This window comes from Paraburkholderia phytofirmans OLGA172 (assembly GCF_001634365.1).
GTDB lineage: Bacteria > Pseudomonadota > Gammaproteobacteria > Burkholderiales > Burkholderiaceae > Paraburkholderia.
The window spans coordinates 2,554,116-2,570,316 of sequence record NZ_CP014578.1 but is presented as its reverse complement, the minus strand read 5'-3'; the positions used below and the strand labels follow the sequence as shown (position 1 = coordinate 2,570,316).

The 16,201-nt window shown below is 61.9% G+C and carries 11 protein-coding genes and 1 tRNA gene; 9 read left to right on the top strand and 3 right to left on the bottom strand.

Annotation, left to right across the window (positions count from 1 at the left end; all coding sequences use genetic code 11):
* Positions 1-159: 159 nt before the first annotated feature.
* The gene (locus AYM40_RS11155) at positions 160-3,102 is read left to right on the top strand and encodes a DUF2339 domain-containing protein (protein WP_063496283.1); all 2,943 of its coding nucleotides are present in this window, start codon (positions 160-162) and stop codon (positions 3,100-3,102) included.
* Positions 3,099-4,628: a DUF3999 domain-containing protein gene (locus AYM40_RS11150; RefSeq protein ID WP_063496282.1), complete on the top strand. Its 1,530-nt coding sequence runs from the start codon at positions 3,099-3,101 to the stop codon at positions 4,626-4,628. Before AYM40_RS11155 ends, AYM40_RS11150 begins: the two co-directional genes overlap by 4 nt.
* Positions 4,629-4,733: 105 nt before the next feature.
* Here the strand turns inward: AYM40_RS11150 and AYM40_RS11145 are convergent, their stop codons facing one another.
* The 3 genes from AYM40_RS11145 to AYM40_RS11135 all read right to left on the bottom strand — a co-directional run bounded on the left by AYM40_RS11145 (position 4,734) and on the right by AYM40_RS11135 (position 8,185).
* Positions 4,734-5,186 carry a MarR family winged helix-turn-helix transcriptional regulator gene (locus AYM40_RS11145; protein WP_063496281.1) on the bottom strand — a complete coding sequence of 151 codons (453 nt, stop codon included), beginning with the start codon at positions 5,184-5,186 and terminating at the stop codon, positions 4,734-4,736.
* Between the two features lie 63 nt (positions 5,187-5,249).
* Entirely contained in the window at positions 5,250-6,395 is a 1,146-nt protein-coding gene (locus tag AYM40_RS11140) for a glycerate kinase (protein ID WP_063496280.1), read from the bottom strand.
* Between the two features lie 593 nt (positions 6,396-6,988).
* Positions 6,989-8,185 (bottom strand): IS4 family transposase, encoded by a 1,197-nt coding sequence (locus tag AYM40_RS11135; RefSeq protein WP_063494880.1) that lies wholly within the window; start codon positions 8,183-8,185, stop codon positions 6,989-6,991.
* Between the two features lie 251 nt (positions 8,186-8,436).
* Here AYM40_RS11135 and tig point away from each other — a divergent pair, with 251 nt between their 5' ends.
* From tig to AYM40_RS40180, 7 genes are all read left to right on the top strand, one after another.
* Complete coding sequence (gene tig / locus AYM40_RS11130; protein WP_063496279.1) at positions 8,437-9,783, top strand: trigger factor; 1,347 nt, start codon at positions 8,437-8,439, stop codon at positions 9,781-9,783.
* A 206-nt stretch (positions 9,784-9,989) separates the two neighbouring features.
* Positions 9,990-10,643, top strand: coding sequence for an ATP-dependent Clp endopeptidase proteolytic subunit ClpP (clpP, locus tag AYM40_RS11125; RefSeq protein WP_007182010.1), 654 nt, complete (start codon positions 9,990-9,992; stop codon positions 10,641-10,643).
* A gap of 197 nt (positions 10,644-10,840) precedes the next feature.
* Positions 10,841-12,112, top strand: coding sequence for an ATP-dependent Clp protease ATP-binding subunit ClpX (clpX, locus tag AYM40_RS11120; protein WP_020065906.1), 1,272 nt, complete (start codon positions 10,841-10,843; stop codon positions 12,110-12,112).
* 202 nt (positions 12,113-12,314) lie between these two features.
* Complete coding sequence (gene lon, locus AYM40_RS11115; protein ID WP_063496278.1) at positions 12,315-14,741, top strand: endopeptidase La; 2,427 nt, start codon at positions 12,315-12,317, stop codon at positions 14,739-14,741.
* A gap of 341 nt (positions 14,742-15,082) precedes the next feature.
* On the top strand, positions 15,083-15,355 hold the full coding sequence (locus AYM40_RS11110; protein ID WP_063496277.1) for an HU family DNA-binding protein: 273 nt from the start codon (positions 15,083-15,085) through the stop codon (positions 15,353-15,355).
* 149 nt (positions 15,356-15,504) lie between these two features.
* Positions 15,505-15,580: transfer RNA gene (locus AYM40_RS11105), tRNA-Val, on the top strand.
* Positions 15,581-15,697: 117 nt separating this feature from the next.
* Positions 15,698-15,985: a hypothetical protein gene (locus tag AYM40_RS40180; RefSeq protein WP_148662159.1), complete on the top strand. Its 288-nt coding sequence runs from the start codon at positions 15,698-15,700 to the stop codon at positions 15,983-15,985.
* The last annotated feature ends 216 nt before the right edge of the window (positions 15,986-16,201 follow it).

Below are 16,201 nucleotides of genomic sequence, written 5' to 3'. Positions count from 1 at the left end.
GTTGCCGTGAACGCGGCGGCCTGGCCGGCTCCGCCGTGCTCGAAGCGTGACGAAGGTGTTCAGCGCAGTTACTCTATTAAACGTCGTTGACGCAATACTCGCGGATTAATACGTGCGACAAACGGATCTCGCAACAGAAGACAATAAAAGAGGGATGCGATGAACGTGATATTTGCCGTGATCGGCGCGATCGTCGGGGTGTTGGCCGCCTTGTCGAACGATTTCCCGATCGGCTACGGTGCGCTGATGGGCGGGGTGGCCGGCTTTGCGCTCGCACGTCTGCTGCAAAAGAAGTCCTTGGGTGCCGCGAACGAACCCGCGTCCAAACCGGCGGCGACCGATAGCGGGAGTCCAATCCGCAGCCCATCCAGCGAACTGGCCGCGCGCGTCGAGCGACTCGAGCGCGAGATCGTCGTTCTGCGCGGCGAGATTCGCGAATGGCGGGCCAGCGTCACGGGGGCATCGGCGACCGGGAGCGTGGATGGCGAGCCGGCAGCGTTCAAACTGCGTCCGGCCGATGATGTGCCGCATCCCTACGCGATGCCAGCCGCGACAGAGCAGAAGCCGCCGCGCGAGCCTGCGGCAACGCCGGCGCAACCGGCCGCCATACACCTGACGGTGAGCGCCAGTGCGGTCAGGCCGTCCGCGTCGCCCGGTGCGCTTTCATCGAGCGAACCGCTGCCAGCGCAGACCCCGTCCGCACCACCGTCTCCGCCCGTACCGCCGCGCGGCGCCGGTCCCGATCTCGCCGAGCGCCTCCTCAAACGCGGACGCGACTGGCTATACGGCGGCAACACGGTCGTGCGGGCCGGCGTCGTCGTGTTGTTCTTCGGCATTGCGTTCCTGCTCAAATACGCCGCCGACAACAGCCTGCTGCCGATCGAATTCCGCCTCGCCGGTGTGGCGCTTGCCGCGACCGTCCTGATCGGGCTCGGGTGGCGCATCGGCGAGCGTCGCGGCGCGTACGGGCTGATCTTGCAGGGCGGCGGCGTCGGTGCGCTCTATCTGACCGTGTTCGCCGCCACCAGGCTCTACCATTTGCTGCCGGCGGCCGCCGCCTTGCCGCTGATGCTCGCGATCTGCGGCTTGAGCGCCTTTCTGGCGGTGCGGCAGAACGCGTCGTCGCTGGCCTTCATGGGCAGCGCGGGCGGCTTCCTCGCGACGGTGCTCCTGTCGACGGGCGGCGGCAATCACGTGATGCTGTTCAGCTACTACGCGCTGCTCAACGCGGGCATTTTCGCGATCGCGTGGTTCAAGGCGTGGCGGCCGCTGAATCTGCTTGGCTTTGTGTTCACGTTTTCGATCGGCGCTGTGTGGGGCGTAACGGCTTACCGGCCTGAGTTGCTTGCCAGCACCGAGCCGTTCCTGATTCTGTTCTTCCTGATGTATGTCGGCATCGCGTTGCTCTACGCGGTGCGCCGCGAGGTCGCGCTCAAGCATTACGTCGACGGCACGCTGGTGTTCGGCACGCCGCTCGTCGCGATCGGTCTGCAAGCGGCGCTGATGAAGGGCACCGAGTTCGGTCTGGCGTGGAGCGCGGTGGCGCTGGCAGCGTTCTACCTCGCGATCGCGGGCTGGCTGGCGCGGCGGCACGCGCGCCTTGGCATGATGTTCGAGGCCATGCTCGCGCTGGCCGTGATCTTCGCTACGCTCGCTGTGCCGCTCGCTTTCACCGGACCGACCACGAGCGCGGCCTGGGCAATTGAAGGCGCCGCGATCACCTGGCTCGCTGTGCGTCAGCGGCGCCTGATCGCGTTTGGCTTCGGCTTGCTGATGCAACTGGCCGCGGCGGGCGCGTATGTTGTCGGCATGCTCGCGCAGATCGATGGCGCACATGCGTGGCCGGTCCTGAACGGCGCGTATATCGCGACCGTGCTGATCGCGATCGCGGGCATCTTCACGGGATGGCGGTTGCATGGGCGCAGCGAAGCGGGCGCGTGGCACGTATGGATGCCGCAGATTGGCCTCGTCGCCAGCGTGTGGGGGCTGTCGTGGTGGATCTCGGGCGGTCTCCACGAGATCCACGCCTACGTGCAGGCGCATCTTGCGTATGGCCATGATCGTTTCGAAACGGCCGTCGTCGCGCTGTTCGCCGTTCTAACAGCATGGCTCGCGCACGGCGCGCGCCGCGAGCTGCGTTGGCCGCTCGCCGAACTGCCGGCACTGGCGCTCGTGCCGGTCCTCGCTCTGCTGACCTTGAGTCTGTTCATGCTGAGCATGGTCCCGGTCAGCGGTTACGGTTGGCTGGCTTGCGCGGTCGTCGCAGCGTCCACCTACCTGCTGCTTTGGCGTCAGCAGTGCGACGTCGGCGATCGTGTGCTCGCGCCCCTGCATGCGCTGATGTTCTGGACGGCCGGCGCGCTCGTCGCGCTCGAAGGCTATTGGGGCTTGCGCGCCTACGTGCCGGAAGGTGCATGGAGCTGGAGCGCGTGGGCTTATGGCGTCGGCATTCTGCTGCTATTGGTGGCGGGCGTCGGGCATCGTTTGCGCTGGCCGGTCGCGCGCTTCGTAGAGGCCTATCAGGTGTGGGCCACGGCGCCGCTCGCCGCCTTGCTCTGGATGTGGAGCATCGCGAGCGTGACGAGCGACGGCAGCGCCGCGCCCCTTTTCTGGCTGCCGATCGCGAATCCGCTGGATGTGGCGCAGATCCTTGCGTTTATCGCCTGCGCCGTGTGGCTGCGGCGCCTGCGCGCACTGGGCGTGCACGGGCGTCCGCGGGCTTTCGACTACGCGGTGCTCGCGACCTTGTTCCTGTGGTTCAACGCGTTGCTGCTGCGCACGCTGCATCATTGGATCGGCGTGCCGTACCAGCTCGACGAAATGTCACACTCGATGCTGGTGCAGGCTTCGGTATCGGTGTTCTGGACGGTCTGCGCGTTGGCTGTGATGATCTGGGCGACTCGGCGAACCAGCCGGATATTCTGGTTCATCGGCGGCGGCCTGCTGGCGGCGACCGTCGTCAAACTATTCCTGTTCGACCTGTCGCACGTGACCGGTATCGAGCGGGTCGTGTCGTTCATCGGTATCGGCCTGATGTTGCTCCTGATTGGCTACTTCTCGCCGTTGCCGCCTAAAGCGGCCGTTCTGGAAACTGAGCAATGAAGCGTGTCTTGATAGTGACGGGGTGGTGTCTTGCGATCTCGTCCATATGGGTGTCGACGGCGGCCGTAGCGGCCGATCGGTTTGCGCAGCGCTTTGCGCTCGAACTCGAGAGCGGCGCCGCCTATTACAGCGTGACGCTTCCGGCTGCCGTCTACGCCGCCAGCCAGCGCGGGGATCTCGGCGACGTGCGCGTGTTCAATGGCGCCGGCGAACCGGTGCCGTATTCGCTCGAGGCGCCGCGCGAGCCTTCCAGCGCACCGGCCGCCTTGCGTCCGGTGCGCTGGTTTCCGTTGCCGTCCGCCGCTTCCGGCAGCAGTAGCGGCGCGCCACTCGGCGTGACGATTGCCGCCGACGGGTCGCTGCGTGCAACGTCAGCGCCACCGGACCGCGCGCAACATGACGCCGACCTGATCGACGTCTCGCGCGAGACGCGAGGGGAGGCTCAGATCGACGCATTGGTCGTCCATGTGCGTGACGACAATTATCAGGGGCGAGTCAGCGTCGAATCGAGTGACGATTTGCGCAACTGGCAACCCGCCGGCGAGGCGCAACTGCTCAAGGTGAGCTACAACGGCAGCACGCTGAGCCAGGACCGTATCGAGTTCAACGGCATGCGCGCACGTTACCTGCGTTTGCACTGGCTCGACGGCGAGCCGTACATCGAGTCGATCGACGCTCAGGTGCAGGCGGCCAGCGCCGACAATGCGCAGCGCGCGGATACCCAGCGGGAATGGCGCGAAGGCATCGTCGCCCACGCGGGTCCGAAAGCCGGCGAGTATTTCTTCGAGACCGGCGGCCCTTATCCCATCGATCGTTTGCGCCTGAATCTGCCGCAGCCGAATACTGTGGCGCCCGCTGTCGTCTACTCGCGTGCGGGACTGGAGTCGGCCTGGAGAGAAGTATCGAGCGCGATGCTCTTCCGGTTGCACAACGGCACGGTGGAGCAAAGCAATCCATCGCTTGAAATGGCGCTCGACACCGATCGTCAGTGGCGCGTGGTGGTCGATACGCGCAATGGCGGTTTGGGAAGCGGCACGTTGACTGTCGCAGCGGGCTGGCGTCCGGCGACACTCACTTTCGTCGCGCGCGGGGCCGCGCCATTCACGCTGGCGGTGGGGAGTGCGGCCGCGGTGTCGTCAGCGGTGAGCCGGGCGGATCTGCTGATGGGCGCTTCGTCGGTCGCCGTCACGGCGCGGCTGGGCGAGGCGTTGCCCGTTGGGCTGGAGGGCGATGCGCAGTCGCCGGGCAAAGACCACGATGCAATGCGGCGCTATATGTTGTGGGCGGCGTTGTTGCTGGCTGTCGGCTTGCTCGGTGCGATCGCCTGGCGGCTTGCGCGTGGCGCTCAGGTGCAGGCCGGAGCCCAGGCTGGCGGTGTGGCTGGAGGAGTGGCCGATGGCGGCGCAGGAGCGGGCGGCGCTGGCGGATCGGCAGGTGGTGCGCCCAGCGGGTCAGGTGCAGCAAGCGCTACAGCTAACGATGCAGGCGCGGCTGGCGCTGATGGTCAAAACACCGGAAAGCGCTGACTTCGGCGCGGGCGTATTCCGACGTGGGGGATTGCACAGAGCCGGAAGATTGGGACGCGCCGAGGGATTGCACTGCGCGGGCACCTGGCGCTGGCGCGTCGTTACTTACTCCTCGCGCTCCGACATCGAATTGATGATCTTGTCGAGCGCCTGGCCGAACGCGAGCTTCTCCTGCTCGTCGAGGCAGTCGAACATATCCCCGTTCCACTTACGCGCGATCGGCATCACCTTGCGATAGAGCGCGCGGCCTTCAGGGGTCAGCGACACCAGCACGACGCGGCCGTCTTCAGCGCTCGGCTCGCGTTTCACGAGTCCTTGCTTGATCAACGCCTCGGCCGCACGGCTCGCCTGACTCTTGTCGAGGTTGGCGTGCCGCGCCAGTTCCATGATCGAAAACGGTCCGAACGAGCCCACCGACGCAATCACCCGTGCTTCAGGCAATGTCACGCCCAATTTGTCCTGATAGCGCACGCCGATGCCACGCTCCGCGAGTTTGTTCAGGACATGCAGACGGTACGTCAAGAACTGTTCGAGTCCGGTTTTGGCGGAGGCCTTCATGCTCTTCCCGTGATGAGTGGCGCGGTCGCGGCGCTGTGATTGTTGCCGCAACCGTCCTGCCGGTCAACGCGCGCCGTATTTCAGGCGCGTCAACTGTTCGGCTGCGTCGGCCAAAAGACGCGCCGCGTCGCGAATTGCAACATCGAGGGTGATCGGCCCGGGGGCCGGCGAGAAGCAGCCACTGAAGTATTCGGCAAGGCGCGGTAGCGCCGCGGAGTCGACCGCACCGGAGAGCAGCGTGGCCGGCACGCCCGCTGCCTGCGCATGACGGCAAGCGATGAACGGCGCTTTGCCGTGCAGCGTTTGCACGTCCGAGCGGCCTTCGCCGGTGATCAGCCAGTTCGCGCCTCCAAGCGCCGCGTCCAGGCCGATCTGCCGTGCGACGGTTTCCGCCCCCGGCTCGAACTGCGCGTCCAGCATGTGCAGCGCGAAGCCGAGACCGCCGGCCGCACCCGCGCCGGGTTGGTTGCGTGCGGAGCGCCCCAGCGCCGCCTCGAGCAGATCGGCGAAGCGGGTGAGGGCGGCGTCGATGGGGGCAACCTGTTCCGGCTTCACCCCCTTTTGCGGTCCGAACACAGCGGTCGCGCCGTGCTCGCCGGTCAGCGGGTTGTCCACATCCGACATGCCGACGAACTGCGTGTCCGCGAGACGGGCGTCCAGTTGCGAGACGTCGAGGCGCGCGACGCGAGCGAGTTGTTCGGGCGTGGCGTCAAGTTCCTTGCCTTCCGCGTCGAAAAATTTCAGGCCGAGACCGGCCAGCAAGCCGGCGCCGCCGTCGTTCGTGCTGCTGCCGCCGAGCGCGACGAAAAAGCGCCGCACGCCCGCGTCGAGCAGTGCGCGAATCGCTTCGCCCATACCGCGGGTGCTGCGCGCCTCGACCGGCACGCCCATGCCGACCGGATCGGTAATGCCGACGATTTCCGCTGTTTCGATGATCGCGCTGCCATCCGCAAGCAGGCCGGTGAGTGCCTCGCGCACTGGACCGGCCGCGCCGCGCACGCTCAGCGTGCGGCGTTCGCCGCCGCTTGTGAGCATGGCGTCGAGCGTGCCTTCGCCGCCATCGGCCATCGGGCAGATGCGCACAGTGGCGTCCAGCCGGGCGCGCTGGATGCCGGACGCAATCGCCTGCGCGACCTGTTCCGCGCTGAGCGAACCTTTGAAGGAATCGGGAGCAATGACGACGACAGGCGAGGACGGCAGGTTCGGCATGGTGTCTCTGAATGGTTGGAGTCGTTGCGAGGGCGGGTGGCATAAACAGATAGAGGCGCAGCCCCGAGCGCGTCCACTAGCTTATCAGCATGGGCGCACCGACTGAATATGTCGAATGGCATAGCCGGGATTGTCCGCCGGAAGGCGTGTGGGAATCATGAGTGGAAACGCGAGCGGCAAGCGCGGCATTGTCGGCCACGCAGGTCCTTCTGGCGGATTCGGCACCGGTGAAAGGGGCCGCTAAACTGCCACAAGCACCGCCGCAAGCAGGCTGGAAACTGGCAGGGAGTGGGCGCAAGGCAGGGCCACCAGGCAGCCGCCAAGCGAGCCGCAAAGAGGTGAAAAACAGTGCGGAAAGCGGCTTGAACCCCGATAAAAACGCGCGCAATCATCGAATCCCGGCTAGGCGCAATACTGTTCACTTGATAACCACTTTGGGCGCTATTCGCTGATTCAACGGCTCCCATCGTCGCCGGATCCGGAAATTCGACATCTTTCGCTTCACGCCGCGGGGATTGCGCTTGCCGCGGCTTTGCACCGCGCGCCCGCTGGCGATTTCCCGCAGCAAGCTGAGCCTCCAACTTTGCCACTGCTCAGGGGGGAACGGCCGCCGCCTCGGGCAGGCGTCGGTTCAGCACGCGCACGGCATGAACGAACGATAAGTCTTCGGGTCGCTGTCCGCTGTCCTGTGCCGCCTCGTACATCAGGCGACGGATCGCCGCGTGGGTAAGCATTAACGCATAGAACTCCTGACGGACCAGATCAGGCGTCTTGCTGCGCAGCACCTTCTTGCCATCGCACAGATGTGTCTTGATCTCGTCAAACATCTCTTCTATTTTCCAGCGCCGGTGGTACAGCGCCGCGAGTTCTATGGCAGGCGCTACCGCTGCGTCCAGCAGATTGGTGATCAGGCGATACTGCGGCTCGGCATCAGGCACGCCTTCCAGGCGATACTCGATGACCCGCACCCGCATGCCGTTGCGCTGGTGTCGCCGGTCGGTGTCGCTGGCATAGACGGTGCTCAGGTACGAACCGTCTGCCAGCGGCACTTCGCACGGCAGCCGCAAATTCGACTTCACGCGCCACAGTAGCTTCGCTCCGGTGGCCACCGCGTCGCGCCACATGTCATAGCCATAGAACAGGCGATCGGCCAGCACCAGCATGTCGTCCGAGAATGCCGGAAACAGCTGGCGTGTGAGCGCCTGTTCGCTGTCATCGCATACCCCGCCCATCTGGACCTCACACAGCGCGTGCGTTGCACATTCGGCCAGCGCTACAAAGCGAATCTGCGGATACGCGGCCTCACCGCGTCCGCCCTGCGCATAACCGAACGCCTCCGCATTGACCTTCTCATCAGGCACATCCAGCGTCGAGCCGTCCACGCTCATGACCCGGTAGCCCGCATAGTCGTCGCCTGCAGTTCGTGGGCGTTGCGCTGCCTGCCGGGCGAACAGCTCGCGCATCACCTGCCAGCCCAGGCGTGCGCGCCCCTGCGAGATCGCCGCCTTGCTGACCTGCACATCGCGTACCTGGTCGCCGTAGATGCGCCGCAGCCCCTCGATCACCAGCCGAAACACTTCCTCATAGGCCACGCGCGGATACAGGCACATCGCCATCACGAAATACACCAGCACTTCCCGCGGCATATCGCGGCGTAGCCGCGTATGCACGCCGCATTTCACGAGCGCCTCCTTGACCTCGCCCAGCGAGCAGTTCAGCGCCAGATACCCCACCGCCAGATAGTCCGCGAGCCTCGCACCACCGGGCAGCGTTGCTTCCGTTCTTGCCATCTTCAAGCTCTTCTTGTCGTTGCAGGCGCTTGAAAGTTAACACAAATTCGACTTTGTTAACAGTATTGCGGCTAGGCGCGCAAATAGTTTGCTAAAATATTCGGCTCTTTAGACCCAAACCGTGCTGCCGGTGGCCTGCAAGGCCGCGGCGCAGGCGCTGAATCGATCAGACGCGCGATGCGAAGCGACATCGAAAAGCGGCACGTAGAAGATAACTGATTCGCTCGAATAATTTTAGGACGATTGAAGCCATGGCTAACGTTGTTGAAAACCTCGGCAAGCTCGAACGCCGCGTCACGATTTCCCTGCCGAAGGACGCCGTGCAGAAGGAAGTGGACTCGCGTATCCGCCAACTCGCGAAGAACGTGCGCATGCCGGGTTTCCGCCCGGGCAAGGTGCCGCTCAAGATGGTCACCCAACAGTATTCGGGCCAGGTGGAAGCCGAAGTCCTGAGCGACAAGGTCGGCAAGGAGTTTTTCGACATCAGCCGCGCCGAAAACCTGCGCGTTGCCGGCCAGCCGAGCTTCGCGCCGAAGGCCGACGTTGCTGAAGGCGACTACGCGTTCGACGCGACCTTCGAGGTGTATCCGGAAGTGAAGCTGGGCGACGTCGCCACGGCTGAAATCGAACGCACCACGACCACCATCAGCGAAGCGGAAATCGACCGCACGCTGGACATCCTGCGCAAGCAGCGCGTGCACTTCCACGCTCGCGGCGACTCTGGCGAACACGGCGACGGCGGCGCGGACACGGCGGCTAAAGACGGCGACCGCGTGACGGTCGACTTCGTCGGCAAGATCGACGGTGAAGTGTTCCAGGGCGGCAGCGCAGAAGACTTCGCATTCGTGCTGGGCGAAGGCCGCATGCTGCCGGAATTCGAAAAGGCGGCGCTCGGCCTGAAGGGCGGCGAGTCGAAGGAATTCGACCTGGCTTTCCCGGCTGACTATCACGGCAAGGATGTCGCGGGCAAGACCGCGCAATTCACGATCACGATGAAGAAGATCGAGTGGCCGCACCTGCCGGAAATCGACGCCGAGTTCGCGAAATCGCTCGGTATCGAAGACGGCGATCTGGTCAAGATGCGCGCTGAGATCAAAGACAATCTCGAACGCGAAGCGAAGCGCCGCACGCAAGCTATCGTCAAGAACCAGGTCATGGACGCGCTCCTGAAGATTTCGGAACTCGACGTGCCGAATGCGCTGATCGAACAGGATCAGGAGCGTCTGGTCGGCATGGCGCGTCAGGACCTCGAGCAACGTGGCGTGCCGAACGCTGCCGACGCACCGATCCCGGCTGAAATGTTCAAGGAACAGGCTGAGCGTCGCGTGAAGCTGGGCCTCGTGCTGGCCGAGCTGGTCAAGGCTAACGAGCTGCAAGCCAAGCCGGAGCAGATTCGTGCCGAAGTCGACGAATTCGCGAAAAGCTACGAAGACCCGAAGGAAGTCGTCCGCTGGTATTATTCCAATCAGCAACGTCTTGCCGAAATGGAAGCGTACGTCGTTGAAGCCAACGTCGTCGATTTCGTCCTCAGCAAGGCCAAGGTGACGGACAAGGAAGTAAGCTTCGAAGAACTGGCAAGCGCAACGGCGCAAGCATAAGTGTCGCTGCAACGGCGTGCCGGCTGTCGGAGCGACGGCTCGCACGCCGTTTTTTTGTGCTGTGAAAGTACGTTGCGTTTTGCACGGCGTGTTTCGCCCAGCGCCGCACACCGCGTTTGTGCTGATCGCGCACTTGAATACGGGCTCGTCGACTACACCTGTCTAGCATCTAATATTTAGAATATCTCCAGACAAGGATCCATTGCATGACCTTTCGCGCCCAAATGCTGGACACGTTGACCTCCCAGTCGTCGCGGGATCTCGAAGCGCAGGCGCTCGGACTGGTGCCGATCGTCGTGGAAACGAGCGGCCGCGGCGAGCGCTCGTATGACATCTATTCACGTCTGCTGAAGGAACGCATCGTGTTCCTGGTCGGCGAAGTGAACGACCAGACGGCCAACCTCGTCGTCGCGCAAATGTTGTTCCTTGAAAGCGAAAATCCGGACAAGGACATCAGCTTCTACATCAACAGCCCGGGCGGTTCGGTCTCGGCTGGGATGGCAATCTACGACACGATGCAGTTCATCAAGCCGGACGTGTCGACGCTGTGCATGGGCCTCGCGGCCAGCATGGGCGCGTTCCTGCTGGCGGCCGGCGCAAAGGGCAAGCGTTTTGCGCTGCCGAATTCGCGCGTGATGATTCACCAGCCGCTGGGCGGCGCGCGCGGTCAGGCGTCGGACATTGAAATCCAGGCGCGCGAAATCCTGTACCTGAAGGAAAGGCTGAATCATCTGCTCGCGCATCACACTGGCCAACCTGTCGAGCGTATCGCCCGTGACACCGACCGGGACAATTTCATGTCTGGCGATGACGCGCAAGCTTACGGTCTGGTTGATCAAGTGGCGCACAAGCGTCCTTGAAGTGTCCTTGAATCGCCGGTGCGGTCTTGCCCCAAAACGGGACGAGGCCGTCATCGGACCGGTTGTGAAATAATCAAGACTCGTCCGAGCGCCTGCGGCAAACGCCGTCACCTTGGCTCAAGCCCTGCCGCGCCCAAACTGCGAGGCCGGGGCAAACGGCGTATCATGTAATCGAGTGTCCGGAGGCTCACACATCTATGGCGGACAAGAAAGGTTCTAACAGCGAAAAGCTGTTGTATTGCTCGTTCTGCGGCAAGAGCCAGCATGAAGTCAAAAAGCTGATTGCAGGCCCGTCGGTGTTCATCTGTGATGAATGTATCGACCTGTGCAACGAAATCATTCGCGATGAAGCTGCAGGCGCGGGCATTGAGGCGGGCTTGTCCAAGTCCGATCTGCCGAGTCCGCAGGAAATCCGTGAAATCCTCGACCAGTACGTGATCGGTCAGGAGCGCGCGAAGAAGATTCTTGCGGTTGCGGTGTACAACCACTACAAGCGCCTCAAGCATCTCGACAAGAAAGACGAGATCGAACTGTCCAAGAGCAACATCCTGCTGATCGGCCCGACCGGTTCCGGCAAGACCTTGCTCGCGCAGACGCTCGCGCGTCTTCTGAACGTCCCGTTCGTCATTGCGGATGCAACGACGCTGACGGAAGCCGGCTACGTCGGCGAAGACGTCGAGAACATCATCCAGAAGCTGCTGCAGAACTGCAATTACGAAGTCGACAAGGCCCAGCGCGGCATTGTCTACATCGACGAAATCGACAAGATCAGCCGCAAGTCCGACAACCCGTCGATCACCCGCGATGTGTCGGGCGAAGGCGTGCAACAGGCTTTGCTGAAACTGGTTGAAGGCACGATGGCGTCGGTGCCGCCGCAGGGTGGCCGTAAGCATCCGAATCAGGACTTTATCCAGGTCGACACCACCAATATTCTGTTCATTTGCGGTGGCGCATTCGACGGTCTCGAGAAGGTCATTGTCGACCGTACCGAGAAGACCGGTATCGGCTTCGGCGCGAGCGTGAAGAGCAAGCAGGACCGCGACGCCGGCGAAGTGCTGCGCGAAGTGGAGCCGGAAGATCTGATCAAGTTCGGCCTGATTCCGGAACTGATCGGTCGTCTGCCGGTGGTGGCGACGCTCGGCAAGCTCGACGAAACGGCGCTGATGAAGATCCTCGTCGAACCGAAGAATGCCTTGGTGAAGCAATACCACAAGCTGTTCAACATGGAACGCGTCGAACTCGAAATTCGCCCGGCTGCGCTGCAGGCTGTTGCGCGTAAGGCGATTCGTCGCAAGACAGGCGCCCGGGGTCTGCGTTCGATCCTGGAACAGGCGCTGCTTGATGTCATGTACGACTTGCCGCAAATGAAAGGCGTTAGCAAGGTCATCATCGACGACAACGTAATTGACGGCGACGGCAAACCGTTACTGATCTACGAAGACGCGCCAAAAGTGGCGGGTTCGAACTGATCGGCTTTCGGGTTCTGCAAAAAAAGCCGTTCATGGCGACGTGAACGGCTTTTTTCGTTTATCGTGTGGTCAGGATGGTTGTTTTCACTATGGAGTCACTGAACCTTCGGAGTCACTGAACTTTTCCCACACGCGGAGGCTTGCAATCTTTTCTGCTGGCCTCACCTATCGAACGAACTGATTCCACTCATGGGGAAATGAAATGTCAGGAACCCAACTCCTTCCGCCGGAACGCATTACGCTCCCGCTGCTCCCGCTGCGTGACGTAGTCGTCTTCCCGCACATGGTGATTCCGCTCTTCGTAGGCCGCCCGAAGTCGATCAAGGCTCTCGAAGCAGCGATGGAAGGCGGCAAGCACATCATGCTCGTCGCCCAGAAAACGGCTGCGAAAGATGAGCCGACCGAAAAGGACATGTACGAAGTAGGGTGTGTTGCCAACATCCTGCAAATGCTGAAGCTGCCCGACGGCACCGTTAAGGTGCTCGTTGAAGGCTTGCAGCGCGCAAAAACGCTTTCCATCGAAGAACAGGAAACGCAGTTTTCGTGCGAAGTCATGCCGCTCGAACCCGACCACGCCGACAGCGCTGAAACTGAAGCGCTGCGCCGCGCGATCGTGTCGCAGTTCGACCAGTATGTGAAACTGAACAAGAAGATCCCGCCGGAGATCCTGACGTCGCTGTCGGGCATCGACGAGGCAGGGCGTCTGGCCGATACGATCGCGGCGCATCTGCCGCTCAAGCTCGACCAGAAGCAGCACATCCTCGAAATGTTCCCGGTGATCGAGCGCCTCGAGCATCTGCTCGCGCAACTCGAAGCCGAGATCGACATCCTGCAGGTCGAAAAGCGCATCCGTGGGCGTGTGAAACGCCAGATGGAGAAGAGTCAGCGCGAGTACTACCTGAACGAACAGGTCAAGGCGATCCAGAAGGAACTGGGCGAAGGCGAAGAAGGTGCGGATCTCGAGGAACTCGAGAAGCGCATCACGGCTGCCCGCATGCCGAAGGAAGCGAAGAAGAAGGCCGACGCCGAGCTGAAGAAACTCAAGCTGATGTCACCGATGTCGGCTGAAGCAACGGTCGTGCGCAACTACATCGATACGCTGATCGGCTTGCCGTGGCGCAAGAAGAGCAAGGTCAACAACGACCTCTCGAATGCGGAACGCGTGCTCGACGAAGACCACTTCGGTCTCGAGAAAGTGAAGGAACGCATTCTCGAGTATCTCGCGGTCCAGCAACGTGTCGACAAGGTGAAAGCGCCGATCCTGTGTCTCGTTGGGCCTCCGGGTGTTGGTAAGACGTCGCTGGGTCAGTCGATCGCTCGCGCTACGAACCGCAAGTTCGTGCGTATGGCGCTCGGCGGCGTGCGCGACGAAGCCGAGATTCGCGGTCACCGTCGTACGTACATCGGTTCGATGCCCGGCAAGATCCTGCAAAGCCTGACCAAGGTCGGCGTGCGCAATCCGCTCTTCCTGCTCGACGAAGTCGACAAGATGGGCCAGGATTTCCGCGGCGATCCGTCCTCGGCTCTGCTGGAAGTGCTCGATCCGGAACAGAACCATACGTTCGCCGATCACTACGTCGAAGTCGACTTCGATCTGTCGGACGTGATGTTCGTGGCGACGTCGAACTCGCTGAACATACCGCCGCCGCTGCTCGACCGGATGGAAGTGATCCGTCTGTCGGGTTACACGGAAGACGAGAAGGTCAGCATCGCGCAACGTTATCTTTTGCCCAAGCAGAAGAAGAACAACGGCCTCAAGGATGGCGAGGTCGATGTGACGGAAACCGCGATCCGCGACATCATTCGTTACTACACGCGTGAAGCGGGCGTCCGTTCGCTCGAGCGTGAAATTTCGAAGATCTGTCGCAAGGTCGTGAAGATGCTTCTGCTGAAGAAGGCGGCAGGCGCGGTGACGGTCGACGGCAGCAATATCGACACGTTCCTCGGCGTGCGCAAGTACGACTTCGGTCTGGCCGCGAAGGAAAATCAGGTTGGCCAGGTCACGGGTCTTGCGTGGACAGAAGTGGGCGGCGATCTGCTGACCATCGAAGCCGCGGTGATGCCGGGTAAGGGCAATGTGATCCGCACGGGTTCGCTCGGCGACGTGATGAAGGAATCCGTCGAAGCTGCGCGCTCGGTGGTCCGCTCGCGTTCGCGCCGTCTGGGCGTCAAGGACGAAGCGTTCGAGAAGCAGGACATTCACATCCACGTGCCGGAAGGCGCGACGCCGAAAGACGGTCCGTCGGCCGGTATCGCGATGACAACCGCGCTGGTGTCGGTGTTGACCGGTATTCCGGTTCGTGCCGATGTCGCGATGACGGGCGAAATCACCTTGCGTGGCGAAGTCCTGCCGATCGGCGGCCTGAAGGAAAAACTGCTGGCAGCGCATCGCGGCGGTATCAAGCTGGTGCTGATTCCGGAAGAAAACGTCAAGGACTTGACGGAAATTCCGGACAACGTGAAGAACGCAATCGAAATCGTGCCGGTCCGGTGGATCGACAAGGTGCTCGAGTTGGCGCTGGAGCGTGTGCCTCAGGCATTGCCGGAAGAAGAGCCGAAGCCGGCTGCGCCTGTCGCAGCGGCTGAGCCAGGCAAGGAAGCCGGTGCGACGGAAGTCGTGAAGCACTAAGTTAGCCAGCGGCGAAAGCTGTTTGCTGCAAAGAACCCGCGATCACGGTCGCGGGTTTTTTATTGCCGGCGAGATATAGAAAGACACGTCTGAAACGCACGCAATCCCACCTTTTGAGCAAAGAGCGCTCTCAGCCGCAGACTGGTTGTGCGCGCATCGATTTGCGGCAAGATCGGGTTATAAGCAGCGTCATCCAGAGCCGCTCGAATCAGGCTCAACCCCGCTTGACACAAGGGTTTCGGCCAATTCTAATGAGTCGGCTTGGCGTTGGCCGCCAGCCGCGTGATACCAGGTGCTGTAGAGCACCGTCACGATTGCCATAAACATTCTCGGGGGTTGGAATGAATAAAACGGAATTGATCGATCACATTGCGCAGCAAGCCGATATTTCGAAGGCCGCTGCAGGCCGTGCACTGGATGCGGTGATCGGTGGGGTCAAAGGTGCGTTGAAGCAAGGCGGTTCGGTGACTTTGGTCGGTTTCGGTACGTTTGCCGTGGGCAAGCGTACTGCGCGTACAGGACGCAATCCGCGCACCGGCGCTGCCATCAAGATCAAGGCAGCGAAGATTCCTAAATTTAGGCCTGGCAAAGCTCTGAAGGATGCGCTAAACTAATGGGCTTGCTGCTTGAGGAGCTGCGGATTCGTTAGAAAGAAGTGCGGCGAATTCTGTGTGACTTGCTCCAGGTGATGCGCAATTGCATGAGTTAGGGTGCAAGTCGATAAATCGGGCAGCAAATGCAGGAGCACGGTGAATCGCGAAACGGGTGCTTAGCTCAGTTGGTAGAGCGGCGCCCTTACAAGGCGTAGGTCGGGAGTTCGAGCCTCTCAGCACCCACCATTTCCGTTTCGTGAGGACGTCCATAAGCGTCCATAGATGTCCGGAGCAATCCGCTGAAACCCGCATGGCTAATGGCTCTGCGGGTTTTTTATTGCCTGTCGCCAATTAAAAGACGAAATGGCTGGTCACGGCTTTCGTGCAACTGGTCGTGCCCTTATTCGAGAGCGCCTTGGGTATGCCAAAGAAATCGTCGAGCGACATCTTGCCCACGGCCGTGACGAGGAACTTGGGGATGCATACGATCGAGCCCAGTTCCCGGAAATCGCCCAATCTATTACGCATTCTCTTGAATACGGCGGAGCGATCCAAACGCTTTCCCGCTCCTGTATCGAGCAATATGACGAAACAGGGAATCACCATGCTGAAATTATCAAAAAAATTTCTATCGCACATATTGCTCGCTGAGCAAAGACCGCATTAGGATGGGGCACCCTGGTGCGCGGTGAAATAGCGGCAAGTGCCCCGGTTCCCGGATAGGTGCACGGGCTTTCTTCCTCTTCCCGATGGAGCAAGGTCCGAGTGAAAGTGAACGGCCATTGCAGCGACTGGTCATTCCGCACTGCTTGATGTTGTCCGTAAGCAGTGTATGCACCCAGAAGGCCGACGGAATTAGCCTCGGCC

Bases quoted from the DNA above. Each gene is read 5' to 3' on its own strand.
- AYM40_RS11155 (WP_063496283.1), top strand. From the start codon at position 160: ATGAACGTGATATTTGCCGTGATCGGCGCGATCGTCGGGGTGTTGGCC.
- AYM40_RS11150 (WP_063496282.1), top strand. From the start codon at position 3,099: ATGAAGCGTGTCTTGATAGTGACGGGGTGGTGTCTTGCGATCTCGTCC.
- AYM40_RS11145 (WP_063496281.1), bottom strand. From the start codon at position 5,186: ATGAAGGCCTCCGCCAAAACCGGACTCGAACAGTTCTTGACGTACCGT.
- AYM40_RS11140 (WP_063496280.1), bottom strand. From the start codon at position 6,395: ATGCCGAACCTGCCGTCCTCGCCTGTCGTCGTCATTGCTCCCGATTCC.
- AYM40_RS11135 (WP_063494880.1), bottom strand. From the start codon at position 8,185: ATGGCAAGAACGGAAGCAACGCTGCCCGGTGGTGCGAGGCTCGCGGAC.
- tig (WP_063496279.1), top strand. From the start codon at position 8,437: ATGGCTAACGTTGTTGAAAACCTCGGCAAGCTCGAACGCCGCGTCACG.
- clpP (WP_007182010.1), top strand. From the start codon at position 9,990: ATGACCTTTCGCGCCCAAATGCTGGACACGTTGACCTCCCAGTCGTCG.
- clpX (WP_020065906.1), top strand. From the start codon at position 10,841: ATGGCGGACAAGAAAGGTTCTAACAGCGAAAAGCTGTTGTATTGCTCG.
- lon (WP_063496278.1), top strand. From the start codon at position 12,315: ATGTCAGGAACCCAACTCCTTCCGCCGGAACGCATTACGCTCCCGCTG.
- AYM40_RS11110 (WP_063496277.1), top strand. From the start codon at position 15,083: ATGAATAAAACGGAATTGATCGATCACATTGCGCAGCAAGCCGATATT.
- AYM40_RS40180 (WP_148662159.1), top strand. From the start codon at position 15,698: ATGGCTGGTCACGGCTTTCGTGCAACTGGTCGTGCCCTTATTCGAGAG.